The sequence below is a fragment of the Snodgrassella sp. W8158 genome (assembly GCF_016100435.1).
GTDB classification, from domain to species: domain Bacteria; phylum Pseudomonadota; class Gammaproteobacteria; order Burkholderiales; family Neisseriaceae; genus Snodgrassella; species Snodgrassella alvi.
This window is the reverse complement of the sequence record NZ_JACFSM010000001.1, coordinates 25,740-49,722: the sequence shown is the minus strand read 5'-3', so window position 1 is coordinate 49,722 and position 23,983 is coordinate 25,740. Positions and strand designations below refer to the sequence as shown.

Sequence of the window (23,983 nt, the reverse complement as noted above, 5' to 3'; positions counted from 1 at the left end):
ATGCATTTCTTGCTGATTTTATTACCGGTGTTTGGTATTTTCGTCACTGGTTTTATCGCTCAGAAGACATTGAAATTTGATATTGCCGGTTTATCAAAAATGTCTTTGTATATTCTGTCTCCCTTTCTGGCTTTCAAAACTTTCTATAATCACCCGTTAACCAGTGCTTATGTTTATTATGCTTTCTATGTTCTGGCATTGTGTGTCGGGCTGATTATACTGGTTTATCTCTGGTCGGCATTTTGTCATTATAAAAATCAGGATAATTGTGCTCTGATTCTGGCTTCATGCTTTATGAATAACGGTAATTATGGCACTCCGGTAATTCTGGTATTTTTTGGTAGTGCCGGTTTTGATATTGCTGTTATTCTGATGGTATTACAGCAATTTATTATGAGCACCATCGGCACTTATTATGCTGCTAAAGGCAGTAGCGATGTTGATGGTATTAGCCAGAATACCGTACTGAAAAAAGTCTTACGAATGCCGATTATTTATGGCGCATTGTTCGGATTAATATTTCAATTACTGCATATTCCTTTAAGTAAGGAAATTATGCTGGCAGTGGGCATGATCGGGGATTCATCTATTCCGGTAATTATGCTGATTCTGGGCATGCAGCTGGCTACATTGCATATCAGGCAGATTGAAGCAGCCAAAATCAGTTTTGCGCTGGTTATCCGATTACTGATTTCACCTCTGTGGGCAATGCTGCTTGTATATTTTATGCCAATAGATCTAATGGCTAAAAAAGTGCTTATAGTGCTGGCGGCAATGCCTACCGCGGCTAACACTACATTACTGGCTGTCCAGTTCAATACCAGACCACAGCTTGTATCTACAGCTACCTTTATCAGCACGGTTTTAAGTTTAATTACTTTGCCTGTTGTTCTGATGCTAGTTCAGCCTCCGGTTATGCATTTATAAATAATATAAATAAAATTCTTACAAATGCTTCTGGTTGAGATATCTGTATTTAATAACAGTTATTACCTGATGTAATAACTGTTCTTACGGCTGCTGTAATGCACTTTTACCTGAGAACTGCTATAAAAATAAAAAATTTAATACTGAATCAGGTTTAATGATATGAAAGTCAGTCAGCTGCAAAATTATAAAAGTATCTTGTATTTATTAATCACGGTTGCAGGCTGGGGAATTATGTATCCTGCCTCAAAACATGCTGTTTCTTCTGGTATTGATGGTTATTATCTTACCTGTATTCGCTATGTGCCTGGTGCCCTGCTGGTTAGTCTGGTATTGATTATTCAGGAAGGAAAACAGAGTTTTCGAACAGAAAATAAAACTTTGCAGCTTTGGTTTTTCGGTAGTATCGGTTTTGCCGGATTGAATTTTTTTACATTTATCGGTATAGGATTCTCATCAGCCGAACATGCAACGATTATTCTGGCTTTAATGCCTTTATTATCCCTGATTTTATTTTCAATAATTCATCGCATTTTGCCGGATTTTCGCACAATCATCTGCATGCTATTGGCTTTTACTGGTATTGTTCTGGTTATTACCGATGGAAATTTTAGCCATTTACTTGCCTCATCAAGTTTTATCGGCGACATATTATTACTCACAGCAACTGTTTGCTGGGTAATATATACTTATTTTGCCAATACGATGATTTCAAAATATGATTGGAGTGCATTGCGTATAACCGCTCTGAGCTCCTCATTAGGGATGTTAACCATCATAGCAATAACTATGATTGCGACTTTGCTGGGATATGCCGGCAGGCCGGAAATGAAAGCCATATTAGCAAGCAGGCTGGATATTTTTATACTGATTATCACTGCGCTGGTTATCATTAGCTGGAATGCCGGTATTAAAGGTCTGGGTGCAGTTAATGGTATTTTGTTTGTTAATCTGGTACCGGTTATTTCGTCTGTTATCGGAATTTTTCAGGGGCATAAAATTTCTGTAGTGGAAATGTGCGGTATGGCTATAACTTTGGTCGCGTTGGTGCTAAATAATATTTTTATGCGAAATAATCAACAGACTAATGATTAGATTCAAATGATTTAAAGCATTATCAGAATGAAAAAACGTTTAAAAAGCATGCATATAGCTAGTCTTGAATTGTTTTTGACGGCTGCTGAAAATGAAAATTTTTCTACAGCTGCACAATATCTGAATATTACACCGGCAGCAGTCAGTCGTTCAATTAAGCGTCTTGAGGAAAGAATAGGGGTTGAATTATTTAGTCGCAATACTCGTAAAACAAAATTAACGCCAGAAGGACGAATTTATTATACAAAATGTACTGAAGTTCTGGAGTCATTAATCAGTACCGAAAAGGCACTGAAAGTAAACAAAGAGGCAATTTCCGGTAAATTGAAAATAAGCGTTCCGGAAACTTTTTTTAATTATAAAATAATACCCTATGTAAAATGCTTTTGTGCACAGTATCCGCAGCTTAAGCTTGACTTTCATGTAACAAACCGCAATATTGACTTTGTAACGGAAACTTATGATATTGCTGTAAGACTGATTCAGCCGGATACCAGACTGGAACCATTTTTAGTTAAAAGGAAATTATATTGTGCCACATCCGGTTTGTTTGCCAGTCCTGAATATTTGTCTGAGAATAATATAATATATGAACCGGCTGATATTCAAAATCATAAGTGTATCAATTTCAGTATCAGCCAGAATAATAAAAAATTTTCATGGAAATATATAGATAAAAGCACAGCACACAGTAATGGAACTGATCAGATACACGTATTTGACAGTATGCTGGCAACAAAATTTCTGGCCATTAATGGCAATGGTATTGTTCAGCTTTTTCGATTTGCTGTTCAGGAAGAGTTACAATCCGGCAAGCTGGTCGAAATATTACCGGAATGTTCTCAGGATAATCAATGGGAGTTTTGTTTTCTTTATCCGCAAAGCAATAAAAATTCGGCAAAACTACAAGTTTTTATTGATTATTTCAGTAAACAAATAAAATAATCAGTTTTTCTGCATAATTTATATAAACAGATTTATTTATCTGAATAGGTTCTGTTTGATAAATTGACAAAATCTTTTGCTGCTATTTTCTCTTGCCGGCAAAATAATCGGGCTATTCAGGTTAATTGTAAATAAAATAGCTGATTTAGTGATCAGTAACGCCTGTTTTCAAGATAATTGTATTTTTTCCGGATAAAGATATTTGCTAATTAGTTCAGTGCAGAACTTATCGTTACGGTGATAAATCGGTATCATAGCTGCTTAAACCAGTTGTGATGACAGACTGAATGGCATATGACTAAACTAAAATTTACTAAAATGCATGGTTTGGGTAATGATTTCATGGTGATAGACGGAATTAGCCAGAAATTTTATCCGGATACAGCACCAATCGCTGCATGGGCTCAGCGCCATACAGGGGTGGGATTTGATCAGCTTCTGCTGATTGAGGCACCGCAGACACCGAATGCTGATTTTCGTTATCGTATTTTTAATGCAGATGGCTCCGAAGTAGAGCAATGTGGTAACGGTGCACGCTGCTTTGCCCGTTTTGTTTATGATAAAGGATTAACCAGTAAAAAACAGATTGTGGTAGAAACTGCCGGCGGAATAATTGTGCCGCGATTGAATGAAGATGGGCTGGTAACAGTGGATATGGGTATACCGCTGTTTGCACCGGAACAGATTCCGTTTGCGGCTGTTGATGAAAATGATGCCAAGAGTATCAGCCATGAACTGGTTGTCGGAGCTGATACCGTTAGTGTGACCTGTATCAATATGGGTAATCCGCATGCAGTGGTGGTTGTAGAAGATATTAATCATGCGCCCGTGCACCGGCTTGGTGCAGCCATTGAAAGTCACAGACAGTTTCCTCAGCGGGTTAATGTCGGATTTATGCAGATAAAAGCGCCACGAGAGATTTATTTGCGTGTGTTTGAACGAGGTGTCGGAGAAACACAGGCATGCGGTACCGGTGCCTGTGCTGCGGTTGTGGCCGGAATCAGTCTGGGCTTACTGGGTGATGATAAACCGGTACAAGTGAATTTACCTGGCGGGCAGCTATCAATAAGCTGGCAGCAGAAACCTGATGCGCATGTCTGGATGACCGGACCGGCAGAGACTGTATTTGAAGGAGAGATAAATTACTTATGAGTATTAAGGAAGCTGAAGTACTAAAATTTTTACATGCACAGCCACAGTGGTTATACGAACATGCCGCTGAATTTAATCTGCGCCCGATTGAAAGCAAAATATTGTCATTTCAACAGGGCAAAATGCAGGTAATGCAGCAAAAAACTGAAAAAATGGCCTCACAGCTTATTCAAATGCTGGGCGATGCTGATGCTAACCATACATTAATGGCCAAATTTATGGCGTTTACTCAGCGTCTGCTTATCGTCAATACTCTGGCACAATGGCAGCGGGCAATCAGCGATGGATTAAACAATGAATTTACTTTACCTTATCATGCACTAATCATCACTGCGGATATTCCTAAAAATGTTCGTGTACCTGTAAATTTACATGTGAATGAGAAATTTAAGGTTATTGGTAAAAAATTAACTGCCCCTGCTTGTGGCGCTTTACCGGTTGCTGCTTTACTGGAATTATTGCCTGAACAACCGCGACTGGAAAGCTTTTTGCAATTACCTTTACGCTGGAAAGAACAGACGCTGGCTATTCTGGTAATTGGGCATGAAGATGAAGCACATTTTTCCCCTGATATGTCTACTGAATGGGTCGCAGCTATAGCTGATAATATGGCGGCTGTGCTTGCACGTTTGCTGAAACTGGTGCGTTAATGGGTACGCTAATCAGTTATGCAGTTGTATTGGTATATACAGGAGTATTTATCTGGCAATGCTATAAATACCGTATTTATGGCTGGCTGGTTGTTTCACTGGTACTCTGGATAATTCTGGCCGCAATGAGTAGCCTGATATTACCGGGTATTGCTGATTTATTTAAGCCACTAAATCTGTATTTGATGCCAGTGTATATCTTACTCGGTTCATGTTTTGCTCTGCATCGGCGCGATCAGCTGAAACAAAGTGCATATTTAACTGCGTTGCTGTATGGTGGCTGGTTGCAGTTTAGTGCCTTGGTTGTTTGTTTGGTTTTGGTATTATGCTTAGTGAAAAATGTTATCCTGCAAATTCCATTACTGGTCACTTTATTCCAGATGTTTGTCTGGCAACCGGTTTTCTGGATAGGAAGTCAGTGGATAATAATGCTTCTGCTATTTTTACGCAGTACAGAAACTGAAAAACCTCTCTGGAGTGTACGAACTGTATTATTTTTCTGTTTATTTGAACAGTTGTTATATTTGATGATGAGTTTCAGAGGCAAACTGTAAAAAAATTTTAATCAATACAGGTTGCTTGAATAATTTTATTATATTACTCGATACGATTAAGCAACAAAAAAGCCAGACTTTCCAGTCTGGCTTTTTTGATTTCTTGTGCTTAGTTAGAAGCAGCAGAAGCTTCAGAAGCTACAGCAGGAGCAGAAACTTCAGAAGCCTGAGCTGGAGCTGGTTCAGAAGCCGGAGCTGCTTCAGAAGCTGTAGCAGGAGCAGAAACTTCAGATGCAGCAGATGCAGCCGGAGTTTCATTTTTATCATTGCAGGCAGCCAAGAACAAAGACATCAGAGCTGCAGCAACTAATAAAGATTTTTTCATGATTATGTACCTTAACTTGTATCAAAAAGTATTACTTTAGTGATGGAAATCCAGTTTTTGCACACTATATCATTCGTCAATAAATAGCTATAGTGCGCATAACTTGTGCAAAGCGAATTATGCCCCGCCTTGCAAACTAATGCAATCAGCCAAGTGTGTATTTTCGTTAAATAAGTAGTTTCTTTGATACATGTATATAGTTGAAAACATGGATTGATAGTGTATTTACTTCTACCCGCGCCCATGGAAAGGTGTTGTAATTTAAAATATAAAGTATTGATAAATTTTAATAAAAATAAATATTAAGCAACAATATTGTTATTAAAAAGTAATTATGTGCTTAAATTATTAGTAATCGAGACAGTTGCTTTTTTACAACAAATTTACATGTTTGTTGTTTTATATACTCAATATCTGATTAGCGTTTACTAACAGTGGTGATATTTGATGAAAAGCAATAGAAAAAATCAGCTATATTTTACTGATGGGTTTAATTTATACATAACTATATAATATTTATATTTTTTTATTTAAATATAAATTATTAATATCGTTGTGACTGTAATTCTACGATGGATAATTTACATAGATTGTTGAAAAGCATATCTGATAACAGATATATTTTGATTCTTTCTTGAAGGCTTGAAGGGCTGATTAATTTCTTGCTGTTATATTTATAGTTTTTACAGTTTTTATTGTGAAGTATTAATTGGTAGTAAAGATGTAAGTCGTTTGAACTTTTTAAGTAGAGTGAAAAACGGTTTTCAAATAAACAAAATTTACGTTAAATACTTTTATTAAGTTAGAGGTAATTACGGGTAAGTTTAATTTACCTGCTTTCGTCAATATTTATTATTTGATCAAATGGGTTCGAAATTAATTCTATATATAATATTTTGTCTGTTTGATTACTAAATTAAGATATAAATTCGTTAATCAGTGTAGTCGATATATCTAGTCATTGTTCGATATAATGCCAGTTTTTATTATACGGTATATGTATATTGTTTATGTCTGCCGTAGATTTAGTTATCATTGTTTCAATGCAGGAAATCGACCATGACAGAATCCATAGAACGTGAAAGCATGCATTATGATGTAGTGATTGTTGGTGCCGGACCGTCTGGATTAGCTGCTTCCATACGATTAAAGCAACTTGCAGCTAAAGAGCAACGTGACATTAGTGTATGCATTGTCGATAAAGGTTCTGAAGTGGGGGCGCATATTCTTTCGGGAGCCGTCATTGACCCGCGTTCATTATCTGAACTGATTGAAAACTGGCTAGAAAAAGGCGCACCTTTAACCTGTGCAGTTAAAGAAGACCGGCTGCTGTTTCTGACTGAAAAAAAAGCTTATCGTTTACTTACTCCGTCCAGCTTTAATAATCATGGTAATTATATTATTAGTCTGGGGTTGTTTTGTCGCTGGCTGGCACAGCAGGCTGAGGAAATGGGGGTAGAGATTTATCCTGGTTTTGCAGCTGCAGAAGTTCTTTATCATCCTGATGGTTCCGTACGCGGAATTGCTACCGGTGATATGGGACTGAATAAAGACGGACAACCGGGAAGTAATTATCAGCAGGGTATGGCGTTACTGGCAAAACAGACCATATTTGCAGAAGGATGTCGGGGCTCGCTTACCAAAACTTTAATCCGGCAGTTTCAGCTGGATAAAGATTGTCAGAGTCAGACTTATGGAATTGGTATCAAAGAATTGTGGTCTATTGCCCCGGAAAAATCCAAACCAGGCACAGTCATTCATTCAATTGGCTGGCCGCTAGACCGGAAAACTTATGGTGGTGCGTTTCTTTATCACCTAAATGATAACAAAGTTGCTGTCGGGTTTGTGGTCGGACTGGATTATCAGAATCCGTATATGTCACCATTTTCTGAAATGCAGCGCTATAAAACCCATCCGGCTATCCGGGAGGTGCTTGAGGGTGGTACCCGTATTGCTTATGGGGCCCGTGCATTAAGCGAAGGTGGGTTGCAAAGTTTGCCCAAACTGACTTTTCCGGGTGGCGTGCTTGTCGGAGATACTGCCGGTTTTCTGAATGTTCCCCGAATCAAAGGCATTCATGCGGCAATGAAGTCAGGTATGCTGGCAGCAGAAGCTATTGCTGAGGTATTAAAAGAGGAACATGTCAGTGATGATAGTAATACTGAAGCAGTGAAATATAGTGAAGTGTTTCGAAACAGCTGGCTGTATCATGAGTTACATAAAGTACGAAACATCCGGCCATCATTTAAATGGGGGCTGTTTGGCGGTCTGGCCTATAGCGGACTTGAAGAATATATTTTCAGAGGTAAGGCACCGTGGACGCTACGTCATCAAAGTCCGGATTATGCATCTTTACGAAAAGCACAAGAATGCCGGCCTATTGATTATCCCAAGGCGGATGGTAAATTAACCTTTGACCGTACGAGTAGTGTTTATCTTGCCAGTATCAGCCATGATGAGAATCAGCCCGTACATTTAAAATTGAATAATCCTGAGCTGGCGATATCTGTCAATTATCGTGAATATGGCAGTCCGGAAACACGCTATTGTCCGGCTGGTGTTTATGAAATTGTAGATCAGGCCGGTGAACCGCATTTACAGATTAATGCGCAAAACTGCGTGCACTGTAAAACCTGTGATATTAAAGACCCTGAGCAGAATATTAACTGGGTTTGTCCTGAGGGTGGAAGCGGACCCAATTATGCAGAGATGTAAGAAAATAATAATTTATTTTAACTGAATCTATTTAATTAAACAGGCTGGCAATTATACTATTGCCAGCCTGTTTAGGTTTAATGTTCACGTTCGTGAAAAAATGCATAAGTGGCATCGTGAAATAATTCTACTTGCGGATTTTCCTCATACTGTAATTCCGCAATTTCATTATCAAAAGCCGTGCGTATGGACTCAGTAGCCAACTCAGCTATGTCTGCAGGCAGCGCACGCAGCAGACCTTTAATTGCGGTGGCCAGCACCCGGTTTTGCATAATCAGAGCCTCGTTGCTTTCTTCCAGAAACTCTATTCGCTGTTCAATGGTACTCATGTGTTATTCCTAATTTAATTGAACACTATGTAGTTTATTTTAGCATTTTAACCTATAAAAGTTGCTATAATTACTCAGATATGGCTTACATAAAAATATGCATAGCCAGTTAAAATATACCGGACTGATCAGAAGTGGGGGCATGGTGAAAAATCAGTATGAACAACAAAACCAATTTGTTTTTACTTTGAGTGATGATCTGCCTGAACAGCAATCTGTCGCTAATTCAACTGTCAGCTCTGCAAAAATGACTACAGAGACTATGCCCGAATGGGAGCGCAGTCTTGAGCAGTTGCGCCAGCACAAAAAAAAGCAAGATAGCCGGTCAAACCGTCAGGAAGAAGTTATATCAGATGCACCGCCGTTATCTATACCTAAAACCAGAAGACGTTCGCATGATTTCAATGTGCCTCCGATAGTTACCAATACGATAAAAAATCGTAATAGACAAACTGAGCCAGAGCCGAAAACGGTATCCACATCCCAGCCTGCTGAAGTTTTACTTGATCCAGTACAGCGTGAGCGAGTTTATCGGGCTTATCTGAAACAATGGCAGCAGCAAAGTACACTAGAAGCGCAAAAGCAGGAATCTGCATTAAATGATACAGCCTTGCTTATTCAGGAAGACTGGCTGGCTGCACAAAACTGTTTACAAAGCGCTCCTGTTGATGAAAATCTGCCTTCAAACTGTACTATCCAGCTAAAAGGCAAACAGTCTACTGTTATACCAACAGAAGTAAGCCGGCAGAAAACAGAAGATGAGCTTTCTGCTACCAGCGATAATGAACAGCCAATCATTCATGTACATATGCATGTCATAGAACCGCGTGGTACAGCTAACAGGGCAGTAACCTGTATTTCCGAGCAGGCTTTACTGCAACAGTTAACTGAAAAATTACGTCCGCATCTTACTGATGTATTAGCAGGTATGGTTCGTGTTGCAGTACAAAAGCATACAGCCGGTTTGGTAACCACATTACAGCGTGAATTAATGGCCGAAGTACCCGGAGCAGTAGAGGATGTACTGCAGCATAATCTGACACAGGTTATGAATAATTTTAAGAAAAAACAGCGCTAAATCAGGCCTTGCTTAGATGTAATATAGATAATGTTATTGAGTACACTAGCCATTCGAGTGTACTCAGTTTTATATGCCAGTTAGAAATCCAGAAAATTTAAATAGCTGCTCCTACAAGGTATATACATAAGTATTTATTACTGTTTTACTGAATCAACTATTTTATTGCTCAAATAAACGCATTGCCAGCAAACCATGTGCCATGGTTGCGCCTGCTTTTACAGAAGCTGAAATTGAAATTAATTCTGCTAATTCTTCTTCACTTACTCCTGCTTGTTTTGCTCCTTTAATATGAACATCAATACAATATGCGCATTGTGTAGTGAGTGCTACGGCTAAAGCAATTAACTCTCTTGTTTTTATCGGAATATTTCCTTCTCTGCGTTTGATGGTTTTATGGTCAAAATCTATAAATGCCTGTGTTTCTTCGGGTGCATATTTTAATAATGCAGCAGTGTATTTAAAATCATTGCTTGATTGATATTGATTAGTCATTTTATCTCCCAGTTTAAATTTAAAACTAACATTCCTGATAAATTCTCTGCGAAAAGAACAAAGCTATTATGTTGTCTATAAATTATTGAATTTAAATTTTTATAAATTAATTTTTTCTTTTACCATTAATCTGGCACGGTGTAAGCGACTTTTAACTGCCACAACTGTGATGCCAAGCTTTTCAGCAATTTCCGGCGTGGAGTACTCCTGAATATCTCGCAAAATCAACACCTGCCGGTAAATCAAAGGTAAAGAAATAATTGCATTAGTTAGATCTATTTTAAGATCGATATCTGTAGAAGATGCAGACAGCTTATCAATATCTGCCCGGGCTTCAATGTTTTTGGATTGTCTGACTTTAAATAAACGATAACATTCTCGTTCTATAATTCGAAATAACCAACTTGTAAAAGAAGAGATAGTTTTCAGCGTACCGATTTTTTTATGTAACTGCCATAATGTGAATTGCACAGCATCTTCAACATCTTCTGTTGTGGAACAAGTTCGTCTGGCAAATCTTCTGATGTCAGGTTGACATACGAACAATAACTGATTAAGTGCATGTGCATCACCCAGACAGGCACATTTAATGAGTTGCTCTCTGTTTTGTTTCATTTTTTATCCACTGTATCCTGCTTAAAATTAATGCTGAATAAGCCTGAATAAATATCTATTTTTATCAACATATCTGTATAGAGTGCTAAATATACAGAATGGATTCAAAAATTTTGATTAAATTTTTAGAACGAAGTTTATTATTCAGACTGAATTGGAAAAATCTAATATTGAATGAACATTGATTATTAAAATTTTTTTATAAATATCTGATTAAAAATAAATCTGAGAGAAGATAATTGATTATGTGGTTTGACCGAAATGCGGCTAATATCAATTTTTAAATCTTTTATTAATTTATTGAGATACAAAAATTAATCTCGAAGAAGAAAATAAAATATAAATTATTTTAGATAAAATCTGAATATTTTTAATATTCAATTCAATTATTAAAAGCCCCATTAAAAATTTCAGGTATAAAGCGCAGAAATAACTTGGGGCTCAATTAAACAGATATTATATTTATGGTCAAAACTATTATATTAACAAATAAATAAAATTGGATAGCAATGGTGAGTATAGAGCGATTATGCTATACTGCGTGCCATTCAGAGTATTCTTAATCGGAAGCCAGTATAGCTCAGTTGGTAGAGCAGCGCACTCGTAACGCGAAGGTCGTAGGTTCGATTCCTATTACTGGCACCATAAGATAAAATAAATCAATTAGTTACAATAATTTTATCCCTAACTCGTGACTACCAGTCTATTCACAGCAGCTACTTTTAAACCTAATTGTTTCAGCTTATAGTATATCTATATTTTTGATTTATGCCATTGTATCAAAATCAAGTAAATACGATATTTGCAGCATTATTGAGTGATTTGATGCAAATAGATTAAGTGCCAGCAAATCTTATTTCTGGCACTATGATGCAGATATTATAAAAAACAAATAGCAAGCTTTATTAGAAATAAAACCTACACTCGAAGGTAATCTATTCCGTTTTATTCAAACGTGCATAGCGTTGCGCCAGTACTGCACAGATCATTAGTTGTAACTGATGAAAAATCATCAGTGGTAATAGCATAATGCCTACTATGCTGGCAGGAAAGAGTACATTGGCCATGGGTACGCCATTTGCCAGACTTTTCTTAGAGCCGCAAAAGACAATAGTAATTTCATCAGCACGGTTAAAGCCCAATGAACGGGCAACCAGTGTATTAATGCTGATAACCAGAAACAGAATCAACAGACTCAGAATCACAATCATACCAATTGAGCCTAGATTAACTTTGTGCCATAGTCCTTCAACAACAGCATCACTGAATGCTACATAAACGACTAAAAGAATCGAGCCCCGGTCAGTACGGTTTATCCATACTTTATGTTTATGAATCCAATTTGCAATTAATGGTCTGGCCAGATGGCCTAAAACAAACGGCAGCATTAGCTGTAATAAAATCGATTCGATAGCAGCTGTTGTGTCCACGCTGTTGCCACTAGTGGGCATCATTAGACCAACCAGTACAGGTGACAGGAAAACGCCCAGAATACTGGAAGCAGATGCACTGCATACTGCTGCTGCAACATTTCCGCCGGCAACAGAAGTAAAAGCAATTGCGGACTGTACTGTAGCCGGTAATGCGCACAAATACAGAAAGCCCAGATACAGTTCGGGAGAGAGCCAGTGGGGAACCAGAATACGCAAACCTAAACCGATTAGCGGAAATAAAATAAATGTGCTGCAAAATACGACTAAATGTAATCGCCAGTGTCTGATACCTTCTGTAATCGCCTGCCGTGACAGCTTTGCACCATGCATAAAAAATAGTAAGGCAATGGCAACTGTGGTCAGATAGCTAAAGAATGTTTTTGTGCTGCCCTGACAAGGCAAAACAGTAGCTGTACCTACAATAGTCAGCATTGCCAGCAAAAAGGGATCTATATAAAATTTTTTAAGCAGGTTATTCATTGGCAACGACCAGTTTATGCTGAGTTTCTAACAAAAGTCATCATTTTAGCTTAAATGGTTGAATAAAAAACAGCCGGTGATTAAGTTAAAAAATTTAATTTGATTTTAAAATTACTTTGTAAATTTAAGAAATCTGGAAAAAAAGTATTAAAAGAAATTTAATAACGACTATTTGTAGTGTCATTCAAATCAGAGTTAAATTTATTTTATAAAATCTTTGAAAATTTACTTTAGACAATCGCTTTAATCATAATGAAACCGGATAAGCATATTTATCCGGTTTCATTATGATAATTGTTAATTTAAAAAAATGAATTGAGTCCCAAAAATATCAATACAGATAAAACTGCAGCAGAGGGCAGGGTAATTACCCAGGCCAGTGCAATTGGTTTCATCAATTTCCAGTTGGCATTACGATTAACTAGTCCTATACCCAGAACAGCACCAACCAGAATATGTGTACTGGATACCGGCAGCCCCATCAGTGTAGCTAGCATCACAATAGCTGCAGAGGAAAGCTCTGCTGTGAAGCCAGAAGCAGGGTGCATTTTGGCCAGATTGGTACCAACAGTCTGGATGACTTCTTTGCCAATAAACCATAATCCAACAATCAGTGCCACACCAAATGTTATCATCACTGGTGCCGGAATCATGGCATTGGCATCTATACCTATATCACCGGTACGGATAATATCCATAATGGCGGCAAATGGGCCAACTGCATTGGAAATATCATTAGCGCCGTGACTAAAAGCAAAGCCGGCAGCCGTAAATACTTGCATCCAGCTGAACATCAGAAAGGTTGATTTGCTTAAATCTTTGCGCCTTAAGGTTTTGGCGTAAATAAATGTGGCCATCCAGATTAGCGCGCCAATCATGATGATTAAGAGGAAATTGGTAATCACAGATAAACCAAGATGCAGATTAGTCAGCCCTTTAAATAACATCATAGCGGTAATCATCATGCCGCCACAGGCCGAAATTAAGGGTACCCAGCTATGCAGTGCCTTAAATGCGTCGATGTTATTTTTACGGCTTTCGATATCTGCCAGGCCTTTATAGTAATCTGATTCCAGCTCTTCGACGCTATAATCAGGATCACTATAATTTTCGGCGTCACGGGCTATAGCAGAGGAAATGCGAATTTTTTCGGTTTCACTTAGTTTTTCAAACCAGATTTTGTGTTTTTCTTTATATGCTTTTTTTTCCTGCTTAATTTCTTTCAGTGCTATAACCATTCGGTCGTTGTAGTCCAGTACATGCTTTTTTATCTGGCTGAACAGGATATAAGAAAATGCACCTCCTAAAACAGGTGAGATAATCCAGGACAGACCAATTTCTGCCATTTTGTTCCATTGGATTAAATCTAAAGCGCTGCCATTACCGGTTATCAGATATCCTAGACATAATCCGCCACCCACCAGTCCACCTATCAGCGAGTGTGTTGTTGAAACCGGTAAACCTTTTTTGGAAGCAATTAACAACCAGATTGCCGCTGCCAGTAATGCTGCCAGCATGACATTAATGCATTGTGAAGGTGTTAAATGCATGGCACCAAGGTCTATAATGCCGTGACGAATTGTTTTTGTTACTTCGCCGCCGGCAATAACCGCACCAGAAACCTCAAAAACAGCCGCTATACCCAATGCCTGCGGTATTGTAAGGGTTCCGGCGCCTACACTGGTACCAAAGGAGTTGGCAACGTCATTGCCACCGATGTTAAATGCCATGAAGGCGCCAAACAGAGTGGCAATAACAAATAATAATGGAGAATGATGGTTGGTATATCCAAGCCCCCAATAAATAAAGTATGCAATTGTGCCGAATAATAATGCAGCAAAAGTATAATTAACCCGGGTGATCAGGGGAGAGCGAACAGAGGATGCGTCTGAGGCCATAATATATTTGTAAAAGTGGAAAATTCAGTACAGACATCTGCAAACATTATTGTGTGTATGCAGTGCTGCGTGAAAAAACTATCATTATAAAGATTTTTATTTCAAAAGGAATATTTTATGTATGCAAATTCGTTTTTACCTATAGTTGCTCCGCTGAAATTCTATGCTGTTGTTCCTACTGCGGATTGGGTAGCACGGATGGTCGATGCAGGGGCCAATACTGTGCAGCTGCGTAATAAAACTCTGATTGGTTCAGCATTGTACCGTGAAATTCAACGCAGTGTCGCTTATGCAAAAGATACACCTACACAACTATTTATCAATGATTTCTGGTGGGAAGCTGTAGATTGCGGTGCGTATGGGGTGCATCTCGGACAGGAAGATCTGGACAGTGCTGATTTAGTAATGATTCAGAGTTCAGAGTTAAGGCTGGGGGTAAGTACACATTCGCCAGCAGAACTGAGTAAAGCATTAGCAGTTAAACCAAGCTATGTAGCCTGCGGGGCAATTTTTCCTACTACAACCAAAACTATGCCTACTGAACCTCAGGGATTGGACAAATTAAAGCAATACGTGATTCAAGCCGGAAATACACCTACAGTTGCTATTGGTGGAATTGATTTAAATAATGCACGCGATGTACTGGCTACCGGCGTAAGCTCTCTGGCTGTAGTTCGTGCTGTTACTGAATCAGCTGATCCTGAAAAAGTAGTAAAAGACTTTCAGGCGCTTTGGGATAAATAAAGATTTACCAGTATTTTGTAAACTAAAGTAGTTTTATCAGGGTGAGCAGGGGATTAGGTTAAGCACAGATAATCGCTGCATCAGGTCTGTTGCAGAGGTAATGCCTGATGTCAGTAAAGTATATAACTGGTGAAATTGCTAACAAGCAGAAGATATAGGCTATACTCGCAGTACTTTTATCTGATTGACTGATAATTGATTGCTGCCAAATATTATGTCAAAAATTTTTCTTTCTGAACCAAAAACTTCTAAACCGGCAATTGGTGTTTTATTGCTGAATCTCGGTACACCTGCTGCACCTGAACCTCAGGCTGTACGCCCGTATTTACGCGAATTTTTATCCGACCAGCGTGTAGTCGAATTACCGCGTTTTTTATGGCAGTTAATATTACGCGGGATTATTTTGCCTGTTCGCGGGCGTAAAAGTGCCCACGCGTACAGCACCATCTGGCAGGAGGCTGGTTCTCCTTTATTAATCGGAACACAACTACTTAGTGCTTCTTTAGCCAGTGCTATGCCAGACGGTGTTATTACCCGTTTTGCTATGACCTACGGACAGCCCAGCGTAATTGATGTTATGCAGGAAATGAAACAGCTTGGTGTGCAGAATTTGCTGGTGTTGCCGTTGTATCCGCAATATGCGGGTTCCAGTAGTGGTGCTGCACTGGATCAGGTATGGCGGGTGATGCTTAAGCAGCGTGTACAAATGGCAGTACGAAGTATCACCGGTTTTTATGCAGATAACAATTATATAAAAACACTGGCCAGACATATTCAGACATACTGGCAAAAGCATGGCAGAGGGCAATGTTTATTAATAAGCTTTCATGGTATACCAGAGGCTCAGCATCAGGCTGGCGATAGTTATGTTGAGCATTGTAAAACCACGACCCGTTTACTCACAGAAGAACTTGGTCTGCAAGCAGATGAATACCGGCTGGCATTTCAGAGCCGCTTTGGCTATGCACCCTGGGTCGGACCAAGTACTCAGGATTTGCTTATCCAGCTTCCTCAGGCCGGAATCAGCAGACTTGATGTCATATGTCCGGGTTTTGTTACCGATTGTCTGGAAACACTTGAAGAAATCAATATTCGTGGTAAAGCAGACTTTCTGGCGCATGGCGGAAAACAGTTTCAGTACATTCCCTGTATGAATAGTGAGCATGAATGGGTTGAAATACTGGCTCCGCTTGTGAAGCAGCATTTACAAGGCTGGCTGTAAATTACACAAATATAGAAACGGATAATAAAAAAGCCATAGTGTAATATCACTATGGCTTTTTCAGCAGCTAATTTAATTAGCTTCTGCCTAGGGAATAATGCGTGCAATCAGTGCATTATCTTTGCCAAGCATTTGTGGAATTTTTACTTCAATTCCGTTTCCGGAAGCCACTTCTACCGGATAGCCCTTACGAGTCATTGCTTCAAGGCGGATAATCTGATTACCGCCCGGATGAATAATTTCCAGCTGGTCACCAAGGCTGAATTTATTTTTTACCTCAATGGTTGCCCATCCTTCAGAATCAACAGCCGTAACTTTGCCTACATACTGACTTTGTTTTGATAAAGAATGTCCGGAAAGGTAATTCTGGTACTCTTGTGTCTGATGCCGTTCCAGAAAACCAGTGGTATAACCCCGGTTGGCTAATCCTTCGAGTTCTGCCAGTAGGCTATAATCAAAAGGTTTACCTGCAACTGCATCATCAATAGCACGCCGGTATACCTGTGCTGCCCGCGCTACGTAATAGACTGATTTAGTCCGTCCTTCTACTTTTAAAGAATCTACACCGATTTCTGCCAGTTTAGCGACTTGTTCTACCGCGCGTAAGTCTTTGGAATTCATGATATAGGTGCCATGCTCATCTTCCATTATGGGCATCATATCACCAGGCCGGTTTGCTTCTTCAATCAGATAGACTTTATTTGCCAGCGGGTGACGTTGCTGGTCATTTAAGCCATATAATGCGTTATCAGCGAGACTTTTCGCCTGATTAAAGTCAAAATCGGGTAATAATTGAGCATCGCCGCTGTCGCTATCAGCCGTATTATGTACTTTATAATCCCAGCGGCAAGCATTAGTACAAGTACCCTGATTAGGATCACGATGATTAAAATAACCGGAAAGCAGGCAGCGGCCTGAATAGGCAATACACAAAGCTCCGTGAACGAATACTTCCAGCTCAATATCCGGGCATTGCTGCCTGATTTCGGCAATTTCATTAATACTGAGTTCGCGCGACAGAATAATACGTTCTATGCCGATACTCTGCCAGAACTGTACACCCCATGCATTGGTGGTATTAGCCTGAACGGATAAATGAATCGGTATTTCCGGCCATTTTTCACGCACTTTCATAATAAGACCCGGATCTGCCATAATCAGCGCGTCTGGCTGCATAGCAATAATCGGCTCCATATCGGCCAGGTAAGTTTTCAATTTTGCGTTATGTGGCAAAATATTACTGGCCAGAAAAAATTTCTTTCCGCGTGCATGTGCTTCAGTAATACCCTGTTCCAGTACTGGCAGATATGCAAATTCATTATTACGTGCGCGCAGAGAATAACGCGGCGTGCCGGCATAAACAGCATCTGCGCCATAATCAAAGGCTGTGCGCATCCGCTCCAGTCCACCAGCGGGCAATAATAATTCTGGTGCTTTCATGGGTATTTAAACTTTCCTGATTATTTCGAATACATTCAGGCAGCCGGCTTTAAAATAGCCGGCTGCCTGAAAAATATAGTCTATATTGTTAATAGAATTATCCGCTTTTTCCTGAACATGGTCAATTGCATGCCATAACCGGCTATAATTGAAAAATCCACATCTGACATAAAACGGCTATGTCTAATAATCGCATCAATCATCAACCTGCTTTCTTGCTTACCTCCCGTCCATGGAGTGAAAGCAGTCTGCAAATTGAAGTATTTTCCCGGGATTATGGCAGAGTAGTGATGCTGGCGCGCAGTGCGAGGCGCCGGCAAAGTGAATTGCGAGGTGTACTCGTTCCTTTTGTGCCGCTACAGCTATCCTGGTATGGGAATAATGAATTGAAAACTCTGCACCGGGCAGAATGGATAGGCGGCTGGCCTCAGCCTCAGAATCAGGCGTTATTCAGTGCCATGTATGTAAATGAGCTGGTACTAAAACTAACAGCCCGGGAGGATCCGTTACCTGATGTTCACGCGGCACTACATACCGTACTACAACATATTTCAAACGGCGAACACTTATCTGCACTGCGTTATTTTGAGTGGTCATTACTGCGTGCTTTAGGTATTGCTCCTGATATTAGTCAGGATAGTCAGGGGAAGGAGATCATTAATCATGAACGCTACTGGCTGCGTGCCGAACATGCCCCTGTTTTATTGATGCAGGCACAGATGTCAGCGCAGGAAAATGGTATTGTTGTTCACGGACACACTCTGAATGCATTAAATAACCGCTCACTAGCTGAACAGCCTGAATGGCATACCGAGGCCATAAGGCTGACACGTATGCTTCTGGATTTTCGTCTGCCTGAAGGTATCCTTAGCCGGCGTGTATTAAAACAATTGCAGCAATATACCGTATAGGAATAAAGAAACCTGGTTTGAAAAATAAAAAAAATGAATTTACAATTAGATTATAGTTTTTTTCTATAAAATTTTATTTTATGATCAATAAAATAATTATATTTTTTTGGTTAAATTGAATAAAAAATGTTCAGAACATTATCAGCTGAAAATTATATTTCATTTAAAAAATAATTATTTACATATATCCAATAAAATAAATCTTTACAATAATTTTAAAAAATTTAATATTTATTATGGCTAATATTTAACAAATTTTTTTCATAGATAAAATTTATGAAAAAAATTGGTTAATAAACGACAGATGAAATGATTTTTGTAATCAATATAGCATTAAATTTTATAAAATTATTTACTTGGTAACCAAAATAAGTCAAAATAAGTTAAAACATGTATATATGGGCAGAATAAAATTTAATTTAACTTCCAATTAATTTAAAGCTGTTGTAACTTAATTATTATTAAATTTTTAAAACAAAATTTATTGAAAATTTTCATTTTGCTTTATATTCCGTATCAAAACGCAGTAATGTAATGACTCTGATCTGTTATCAGTATTCAAATTTCAACAAGGAGTAATCATGTCAGAAAGTTTTCAGAACGAAGTACCACCAGCACGTGTCAATATTAAACTGGATTTACATACAGGAGGTGCTAAAAAACAAGTTGAATTACCTTTGCGTTTATTAGTGGCTGGCGATTTCAGCTTCAAAGAAAGCGATACTCCGCTGGCAGAACGTGAAAAAGTTTCAATTAATAAAAACAACTTTGATGCAGTGCTTGCTGAAATGAATCCAGCCGTAAAACTGTCTGTTCCAAATGCTCTGGCTGATGATAATTCCGAAATTCCTGTGAATCTTGAATTCAAATCAATGAAAGATTTTCATCCTGAACAGATTGTTCAGCAAGTACCTGAACTGAAATCGTTGCTAGCTATGCGAAATCTGCTGAGAGATTTGAAGTCCAATATTCTGGACAATGCAGTTTTACGCAAAGAACTGGAAAAAATTCTGCAGGACAAAAACCTTTCTGATGAGTTGCGCAAAGAACTTGAAGCAATCTCACCGATCATTTCTAAAGAATAAATACCGCAGAGGAAAATAAGTATGCAAAAAAATGTGCAGAATGCTGGTTCCGTTAAAAAGGGAAATGCTGTTCAACAGTCTGTTTATGAATCATTATTTGATAAAATAAATCTGAATACCGTCTCTACAGCTCCGACTTTTGACCATTACACCAATAATACAGCATTATCTGAATCTGCTACCAATGAACGTATCTCAGTAGCGATAAACGTATTCCTGAAAATGATTCAGGACAGTGCCCAAACTGTAGACAGATTGGATAAATCCTTACTGGATTTCCATATTGCCAAGCTGGACAAATTAATCAGTAATCAGTTAGACAATATTCTTCACCATCCTGAATTTCAGGCAATTGAGGGTACATGGCGTGGTCTGAAATTTTTAGTAGACCGTACCGATTTCCGTCAAAATGTCAAAATTGATGTACTTGATGTTTCAAAAGATGCTCTGATTCGCGATTTTGAAGACTCACCGGAAGTCATCCAAAGCGGTCTGTATAGCCATACTTACATTAACGAATATGACACTCCGGGCGGACAGCCTTTTGCCTCAATCATTTCGGCTTATGAATTTGACCGCTCCCCTCAGGACATTGAGCTGCTCAGAAATATTTCAAAAGTTTCCGCTGCTGCACATATGCCATTTATTGGTTCTGTAGGCCCTCAATTCTTTGGTAAAGAAACAATGGAAGAGGTTGCCTCAATTAAAGATATCGGCAACTACTTTGACCGTGCTGAATACATCAAATGGAACAGTTTCCGTAATACTGATGATGCCCGCTATATCGGTCTTACTTTACCGCGCTTTCTGGCACGTTTGCCTTATGGCAGTGAAACAGTACCGGTACGCAGTTTTAATTATAGTGAAGAAGTTAAAGGCCCTGATCACAATCGTTATTTGTGGGCTAATGCCACCTTTGCATTTGCAGCCAACATGGTAAGAAGCTTTATTAAAAATGGCTGGTGTGTTCAGATTCGTGGCCCGCAGGCCGGCGGACTGATTGAAAATCTGCCGATTCATTTATATGATCTGGGTTCCGGCGCACAAATGAAAATTCCGACGGAAGTATTAATTCCTGAAACACGGGAATTTGAATTTGCCAATCTGGGTTTTGTGCCATTATCGTTCTACAAAAATCATGATTTTGCATGTTTCTTCTCTGCAAATTCAACACAAAAACCAGCCCTGTACGATACTAAAGAGGCGACAGCCAATAGCCGTATCAATTCACGTCTTCCTTATATTTTCCTGCTGTCACGTCTGGCTCATTATCTGAAACTGATTCAGCGCGAAAATATCGGTATGACAAAAGACCGGCGTGTTCTGGAAGTGGAAATGAATAACTGGATACAGAATCTGGTTACAGAAATGACTGATCCAAGTGATGAGCTGCAGGCTTCACATCCGTTACGTCAGGCAAAAGTGGTAGTAGAAGATATTGAAGATAATCCGGGTTTCTTCAAAATTAAACTATTTGTCATTCCGCACTTCCAGATTGAAGGTATGGATATTAATCTTTCATTAGTATCTCAAATGCCAAAAGCTAAAAAATAATCCGGTATAAGCGAAAAATCTACCGATAGTTCCCTATCGGTAGATAACCATAAAGGATTGCTAAATGTCACGCGCTATTATTTGTAAGGGAGATGCCACTACACATGGTGGGGTAGTACTTGAAGGTGATCCTATCGCAAAAATTGAAGGAAGACCGGTAGCACGTAAAGGCGATAAAGTTAGTTGTCCGAAATGTAGTGGTACTCATTACATTGTAGAAGGTGATCCCAAGCTAACAGTAAAGGGGCGTCTTATGGTTCTCGAAAACATGAAAACCAGCTGTGGTGCTCGATTGTTATCCAAACAATCATTAGCTAAATGTGAATAATCTATCTAATTTAGAACAGGTTGTAAGTTGAAAATCATCAATCCGATTTGGTACGAAGGTACCTTACTGCTGCCACAAATTTTCCAGCAACAGGAATTACTGCAACAGGCAAATGCCTTTAGCATAATGCAGTGTACGCGAATTATGCCATGGGGCGTAATGCGTATGGAAATAGACACTAATAGTCTCACTCTGAAAAAGCTTAAATTATCGGATTGTGCAGTATCATTTCAGGATGGTACTTGGTTTGATTCACAGCAGATGCAGTTTCTGCCGCCTGCCCGTGACTTGTCACAACTACCGGATGACATACTCGAAACAACAGTATATTTAACATTACCAGAACTAAATACCGTAGGCAGTAATCTGCTTGAAAACAGCAGTAATGCACCACTACGATTTTCTAAACAGTTTGTTTCGGTTACTGATCTTTACGGTAGCCAGCAAACAGAAATTGCAGAAAAAAGATTAAATTTCAGCCTGAAATTCTCTCATGAAAACCGTCAGAATTTTTTGGCAATACCCATTCTTCGTCTGATTAAAAATCAAAATAATATCTGGCAGCTTGATGCACAATACATACCGCCAGTATTCTTTATTGGCAGCAATATTTTTCTAATGGAGATGCTGTCAAGACAGATACAAATTCTGCTTAATAAAAGTCAGCGTCTTGGTTCATTACGAAAAGAACGTAATCAGCAATCAGCAGACTTTCTTGTATCTGATATTTCATTATTCTGGTTGCTGAACATACTCAATCAGTCTATACCGGAAATGGTGCTGTTACAAACACATAAAAATATTGCACCAGAAAACTACTACATTTTACTGGCACGTTTGGTTGGAAGTCTGCTGTCGTTTTCAATTGAATCCAGTATCAAAGACATACCGCAATACGATCCGTTTAATTTAGGTACAACATTCATCCGGTTAAATGAAATGCTTATAGAGCTGCTGGATACTGTTATACCTACAGTACTGGTACTGGTGGATCTTGAAAAAGTTGGTAATACCCGATGGATTGGTCATCTGTTAGATGCACGTCTGGATGAAAACACAGATTACTATATTTCCGTTCGTGCCAGTGTTCCGTTATATGAACTTCAGGAACGCTTTCCGAAACTATGTAAGATTGGTTCGCCTGATGATGTTGAGCGAATTCTGCCGTCAGCATCCAATGGTATTCCATTAAGAATGATGCAGCGTTTACCCAGCGCGTTACCCATGCGTTCAGAAGCTACCTATTTTGCATTAGATAAGTCGCACCCGGGCTTTAAAGCCATGATAGCAGCCAGATCATGCTGTATTTATTCACCTAATTCATTTGATGGATTAAATATCGAATTATATGCGGTGCCAAATGAAGAATAACGAAATTCCAGATTACGTACGGGAAAATTTACGTAATTATATTTTATTTGTAACGCGGTTAAGTTTAGGGCATGCCATTCAGGATATGGATGAAGTGCAGTTGCTTGCTATTCATTTTGTTTCAGAGTTTGATCAGAAACTGAGTGAAAATCACCTGCCTGAGCATGAGCGAAAACAGATAAAGTATGCATTGTTTGCACTTGTTGATGAGCTTGCCTTACGCTTTTTAGACAGCAAAAGTAAATCAATTTGGGAAAACAGCCCGTTACAGGTATCCCAATTTGGTGAGTATGATGCTGGTATACAATTATTTGAAGATATTCAAACTGAATTGCATAAACCGGATCCTTCATTCTGGCTTTTAAGTGTTTGGCAGCTGGTATTTGCTCTTGGTTTTAATGGTAAATATTTATTTGAAGAAACACATGCTCGAAATGAACTCATTACCAAAATTGATTCGCATTTGCCTGAAATAATCATTCCTTCACTTCAGACTAATCGAAGATTGCGCCCGATTACTATACGTTCTTTTTCGACAGTGAGCTGGTGTTTAGCTTTTCTGGTGTTCACTGTGGTTATATATCTGGTGCTGAATAAATATCTCAGTAATCTGGTTGCCAGTATTGGATAAGGTACC

General features: G+C 38.8%; 23 protein-coding genes and 1 tRNA gene. 17 read left to right on the top strand and 7 right to left on the bottom strand.

What is annotated here, in order from left to right; genetic code table 11:
• From H3V11_RS00230 to H3V11_RS00205, 6 genes are all read left to right on the top strand, one after another.
• Positions 1–927, top strand: coding sequence for an AEC family transporter (locus H3V11_RS00230; RefSeq protein WP_096765950.1), 927 nt, complete (start codon positions 1–3; stop codon positions 925–927).
• Between the two features lie 162 nt (positions 928–1,089).
• Positions 1,090–2,022, top strand: a complete 933-nt coding sequence (locus H3V11_RS00225; RefSeq protein ID WP_198223354.1) for a DMT family transporter — start codon at positions 1,090–1,092, stop codon at positions 2,020–2,022.
• Between the two features lie 27 nt (positions 2,023–2,049).
• A complete protein-coding gene (locus H3V11_RS00220; RefSeq protein ID WP_084548016.1) occupies positions 2,050–2,967 on the top strand; it encodes a LysR family transcriptional regulator in 918 nt (305 codons plus the stop codon).
• 294 nt (positions 2,968–3,261) lie between these two features.
• Positions 3,262–4,119: a diaminopimelate epimerase gene (gene dapF, locus H3V11_RS00215; protein ID WP_198223353.1), complete on the top strand. Its 858-nt coding sequence runs from the start codon at positions 3,262–3,264 to the stop codon at positions 4,117–4,119.
• Positions 4,116–4,769, top strand: coding sequence for a DUF484 family protein (locus H3V11_RS00210; RefSeq protein WP_084548014.1), 654 nt, complete (start codon positions 4,116–4,118; stop codon positions 4,767–4,769). The genes dapF and H3V11_RS00210 overlap by 4 nt, the downstream gene beginning before the upstream one ends.
• Positions 4,769–5,323 carry a hypothetical protein gene (locus H3V11_RS00205; RefSeq protein ID WP_084585695.1) on the top strand — a complete coding sequence of 185 codons (555 nt, stop codon included), beginning with the start codon at positions 4,769–4,771 and terminating at the stop codon, positions 5,321–5,323. The genes H3V11_RS00210 and H3V11_RS00205 overlap by 1 nt, the downstream gene beginning before the upstream one ends.
• Before the next feature lie 109 nt (positions 5,324–5,432).
• Here the strand turns inward: H3V11_RS00205 and H3V11_RS00200 are convergent, their stop codons facing one another.
• Positions 5,433–5,648: a hypothetical protein gene (locus tag H3V11_RS00200; RefSeq protein WP_198223352.1), complete on the bottom strand. Its 216-nt coding sequence runs from the start codon at positions 5,646–5,648 to the stop codon at positions 5,433–5,435.
• A 1,059-nt stretch (positions 5,649–6,707) separates the two neighbouring features.
• Here H3V11_RS00200 and H3V11_RS00195 point away from each other — a divergent pair.
• On the top strand, positions 6,708–8,363 hold the full coding sequence (locus H3V11_RS00195) for an electron transfer flavoprotein-ubiquinone oxidoreductase (protein WP_198223351.1): 1,656 nt from the start codon (positions 6,708–6,710) through the stop codon (positions 8,361–8,363).
• A gap of 77 nt (positions 8,364–8,440) precedes the next feature.
• Here H3V11_RS00195 and H3V11_RS00190 read toward each other — a convergent pair whose 3' ends face one another.
• A complete protein-coding gene (locus tag H3V11_RS00190) occupies positions 8,441–8,692 on the bottom strand; it encodes a hypothetical protein (protein WP_198223350.1) in 252 nt (83 codons plus the stop codon).
• A 142-nt stretch (positions 8,693–8,834) separates the two neighbouring features.
• On the opposite strand from H3V11_RS00190, the gene H3V11_RS00185 reads away from it, so the two are divergent.
• Positions 8,835–9,770 (top strand): hypothetical protein, encoded by a 936-nt coding sequence (locus tag H3V11_RS00185; RefSeq protein WP_198223349.1) that lies wholly within the window; start codon positions 8,835–8,837, stop codon positions 9,768–9,770.
• Between the two features lie 162 nt (positions 9,771–9,932).
• Here H3V11_RS00185 and H3V11_RS00180 read toward each other — a convergent pair whose 3' ends face one another.
• Together H3V11_RS00180 and H3V11_RS00175 are read right to left on the bottom strand one after the other, a co-directional pair.
• Positions 9,933–10,265 (bottom strand): carboxymuconolactone decarboxylase family protein, encoded by a 333-nt coding sequence (locus H3V11_RS00180; RefSeq protein ID WP_084562332.1) that lies wholly within the window; start codon positions 10,263–10,265, stop codon positions 9,933–9,935.
• A gap of 99 nt (positions 10,266–10,364) precedes the next feature.
• Positions 10,365–10,880 carry an RNA polymerase sigma factor gene (locus H3V11_RS00175; protein WP_198223348.1) on the bottom strand — a complete coding sequence of 172 codons (516 nt, stop codon included), beginning with the start codon at positions 10,878–10,880 and terminating at the stop codon, positions 10,365–10,367.
• A 569-nt stretch (positions 10,881–11,449) separates the two neighbouring features.
• Between H3V11_RS00175 and H3V11_RS00170 the strand changes: the two genes are divergently transcribed.
• Positions 11,450–11,525: transfer RNA gene (locus tag H3V11_RS00170), tRNA-Thr, on the top strand.
• Positions 11,526–11,815: 290 nt separating this feature from the next.
• Here the strand turns inward: H3V11_RS00170 and H3V11_RS00165 are convergent.
• Positions 11,816–12,793, bottom strand: a complete 978-nt coding sequence (locus tag H3V11_RS00165; RefSeq protein ID WP_198223347.1) for a bile acid:sodium symporter family protein — start codon at positions 12,791–12,793, stop codon at positions 11,816–11,818.
• Between the two features lie 302 nt (positions 12,794–13,095).
• Positions 13,096–14,691, bottom strand: a complete 1,596-nt coding sequence (locus tag H3V11_RS00160) for an inorganic phosphate transporter (protein ID WP_198223346.1) — start codon at positions 14,689–14,691, stop codon at positions 13,096–13,098.
• 117 nt (positions 14,692–14,808) lie between these two features.
• On the opposite strand from H3V11_RS00160, the gene thiE reads away from it, so the two are divergent.
• Positions 14,809–15,435, top strand: coding sequence for a thiamine phosphate synthase (gene thiE, locus H3V11_RS00155; RefSeq protein WP_025330955.1), 627 nt, complete (start codon positions 14,809–14,811; stop codon positions 15,433–15,435).
• Positions 15,436–15,649: 214 nt separating this feature from the next.
• Entirely contained in the window at positions 15,650–16,657 is a 1,008-nt protein-coding gene (hemH, locus tag H3V11_RS00150) for a ferrochelatase (RefSeq protein ID WP_078474240.1), read from the top strand.
• Between the two features lie 87 nt (positions 16,658–16,744).
• Here the strand turns inward: hemH and yegQ are convergent, their stop codons facing one another.
• The gene (gene yegQ / locus H3V11_RS00145) at positions 16,745–18,097 is read right to left on the bottom strand and encodes a tRNA 5-hydroxyuridine modification protein YegQ (protein ID WP_198223345.1); all 1,353 of its coding nucleotides are present in this window, start codon (positions 18,095–18,097) and stop codon (positions 16,745–16,747) included.
• A 179-nt stretch (positions 18,098–18,276) separates the two neighbouring features.
• Here yegQ and recO point away from each other — a divergent pair, with 179 nt between their 5' ends.
• From recO to H3V11_RS00115, 6 genes are all read left to right on the top strand, one after another.
• Entirely contained in the window at positions 18,277–19,008 is a 732-nt protein-coding gene (recO, locus tag H3V11_RS00140) for a DNA repair protein RecO (RefSeq protein WP_078474242.1), read from the top strand.
• Between the two features lie 581 nt (positions 19,009–19,589).
• Positions 19,590–20,093 carry a type VI secretion system contractile sheath small subunit gene (tssB, locus tag H3V11_RS00135; protein ID WP_025330951.1) on the top strand — a complete coding sequence of 168 codons (504 nt, stop codon included), beginning with the start codon at positions 19,590–19,592 and terminating at the stop codon, positions 20,091–20,093.
• Between the two features lie 21 nt (positions 20,094–20,114).
• Positions 20,115–21,647 (top strand): type VI secretion system contractile sheath large subunit, encoded by a 1,533-nt coding sequence (gene tssC / locus H3V11_RS00130; protein WP_037392136.1) that lies wholly within the window; start codon positions 20,115–20,117, stop codon positions 21,645–21,647.
• Positions 21,648–21,711: 64 nt separating this feature from the next.
• Positions 21,712–21,975 carry a PAAR domain-containing protein gene (locus tag H3V11_RS00125; protein ID WP_198223344.1) on the top strand — a complete coding sequence of 88 codons (264 nt, stop codon included), beginning with the start codon at positions 21,712–21,714 and terminating at the stop codon, positions 21,973–21,975.
• Between the two features lie 27 nt (positions 21,976–22,002).
• Positions 22,003–23,346, top strand: a complete 1,344-nt coding sequence (tssK, locus tag H3V11_RS00120; protein WP_110414315.1) for a type VI secretion system baseplate subunit TssK — start codon at positions 22,003–22,005, stop codon at positions 23,344–23,346.
• Positions 23,336–23,977, top strand: coding sequence for a DotU family type IV/VI secretion system protein (locus H3V11_RS00115; RefSeq protein WP_171991476.1), 642 nt, complete (start codon positions 23,336–23,338; stop codon positions 23,975–23,977). Before tssK ends, H3V11_RS00115 begins: the two co-directional genes overlap by 11 nt.
• Positions 23,978–23,983 lie beyond the last annotated feature (6 nt).

What these genes read in the sequence shown, in the direction of transcription:
- H3V11_RS00230 (WP_096765950.1), top strand. Translation starts at nt 1, where the DNA reads ATGCATTTCTTGCTGATTTTATTACCGGTGTTTGGTATTTTCGTCACT.
- H3V11_RS00225 (WP_198223354.1), top strand. Translation starts at nt 1,090, where the DNA reads ATGAAAGTCAGTCAGCTGCAAAATTATAAAAGTATCTTGTATTTATTA.
- H3V11_RS00220 (WP_084548016.1), top strand. Translation starts at nt 2,050, where the DNA reads ATGAAAAAACGTTTAAAAAGCATGCATATAGCTAGTCTTGAATTGTTT.
- dapF (WP_198223353.1), top strand. Translation starts at nt 3,262, where the DNA reads ATGACTAAACTAAAATTTACTAAAATGCATGGTTTGGGTAATGATTTC.
- H3V11_RS00210 (WP_084548014.1), top strand. Translation starts at nt 4,116, where the DNA reads ATGAGTATTAAGGAAGCTGAAGTACTAAAATTTTTACATGCACAGCCA.
- H3V11_RS00205 (WP_084585695.1), top strand. Translation starts at nt 4,769, where the DNA reads ATGGGTACGCTAATCAGTTATGCAGTTGTATTGGTATATACAGGAGTA.
- H3V11_RS00200 (WP_198223352.1), bottom strand. Translation starts at nt 5,648, where the DNA reads ATGAAAAAATCTTTATTAGTTGCTGCAGCTCTGATGTCTTTGTTCTTG.
- H3V11_RS00195 (WP_198223351.1), top strand. Translation starts at nt 6,708, where the DNA reads ATGACAGAATCCATAGAACGTGAAAGCATGCATTATGATGTAGTGATT.
- H3V11_RS00190 (WP_198223350.1), bottom strand. Translation starts at nt 8,692, where the DNA reads ATGAGTACCATTGAACAGCGAATAGAGTTTCTGGAAGAAAGCAACGAG.
- H3V11_RS00185 (WP_198223349.1), top strand. Translation starts at nt 8,835, where the DNA reads ATGGTGAAAAATCAGTATGAACAACAAAACCAATTTGTTTTTACTTTG.
- H3V11_RS00180 (WP_084562332.1), bottom strand. Translation starts at nt 10,265, where the DNA reads ATGACTAATCAATATCAATCAAGCAATGATTTTAAATACACTGCTGCA.
- H3V11_RS00175 (WP_198223348.1), bottom strand. Translation starts at nt 10,880, where the DNA reads ATGAAACAAAACAGAGAGCAACTCATTAAATGTGCCTGTCTGGGTGAT.
- H3V11_RS00165 (WP_198223347.1), bottom strand. Translation starts at nt 12,793, where the DNA reads ATGAATAACCTGCTTAAAAAATTTTATATAGATCCCTTTTTGCTGGCA.
- H3V11_RS00160 (WP_198223346.1), bottom strand. Translation starts at nt 14,691, where the DNA reads ATGGCCTCAGACGCATCCTCTGTTCGCTCTCCCCTGATCACCCGGGTT.
- thiE (WP_025330955.1), top strand. Translation starts at nt 14,809, where the DNA reads ATGTATGCAAATTCGTTTTTACCTATAGTTGCTCCGCTGAAATTCTAT.
- hemH (WP_078474240.1), top strand. Translation starts at nt 15,650, where the DNA reads ATGTCAAAAATTTTTCTTTCTGAACCAAAAACTTCTAAACCGGCAATT.
- yegQ (WP_198223345.1), bottom strand. Translation starts at nt 18,097, where the DNA reads ATGAAAGCACCAGAATTATTATTGCCCGCTGGTGGACTGGAGCGGATG.
- recO (WP_078474242.1), top strand. Translation starts at nt 18,277, where the DNA reads ATGTCTAATAATCGCATCAATCATCAACCTGCTTTCTTGCTTACCTCC.
- tssB (WP_025330951.1), top strand. Translation starts at nt 19,590, where the DNA reads ATGTCAGAAAGTTTTCAGAACGAAGTACCACCAGCACGTGTCAATATT.
- tssC (WP_037392136.1), top strand. Translation starts at nt 20,115, where the DNA reads ATGCAAAAAAATGTGCAGAATGCTGGTTCCGTTAAAAAGGGAAATGCT.
- H3V11_RS00125 (WP_198223344.1), top strand. Translation starts at nt 21,712, where the DNA reads ATGTCACGCGCTATTATTTGTAAGGGAGATGCCACTACACATGGTGGG.
- H3V11_RS00115 (WP_171991476.1), top strand. Translation starts at nt 23,336, where the DNA reads ATGAAGAATAACGAAATTCCAGATTACGTACGGGAAAATTTACGTAAT.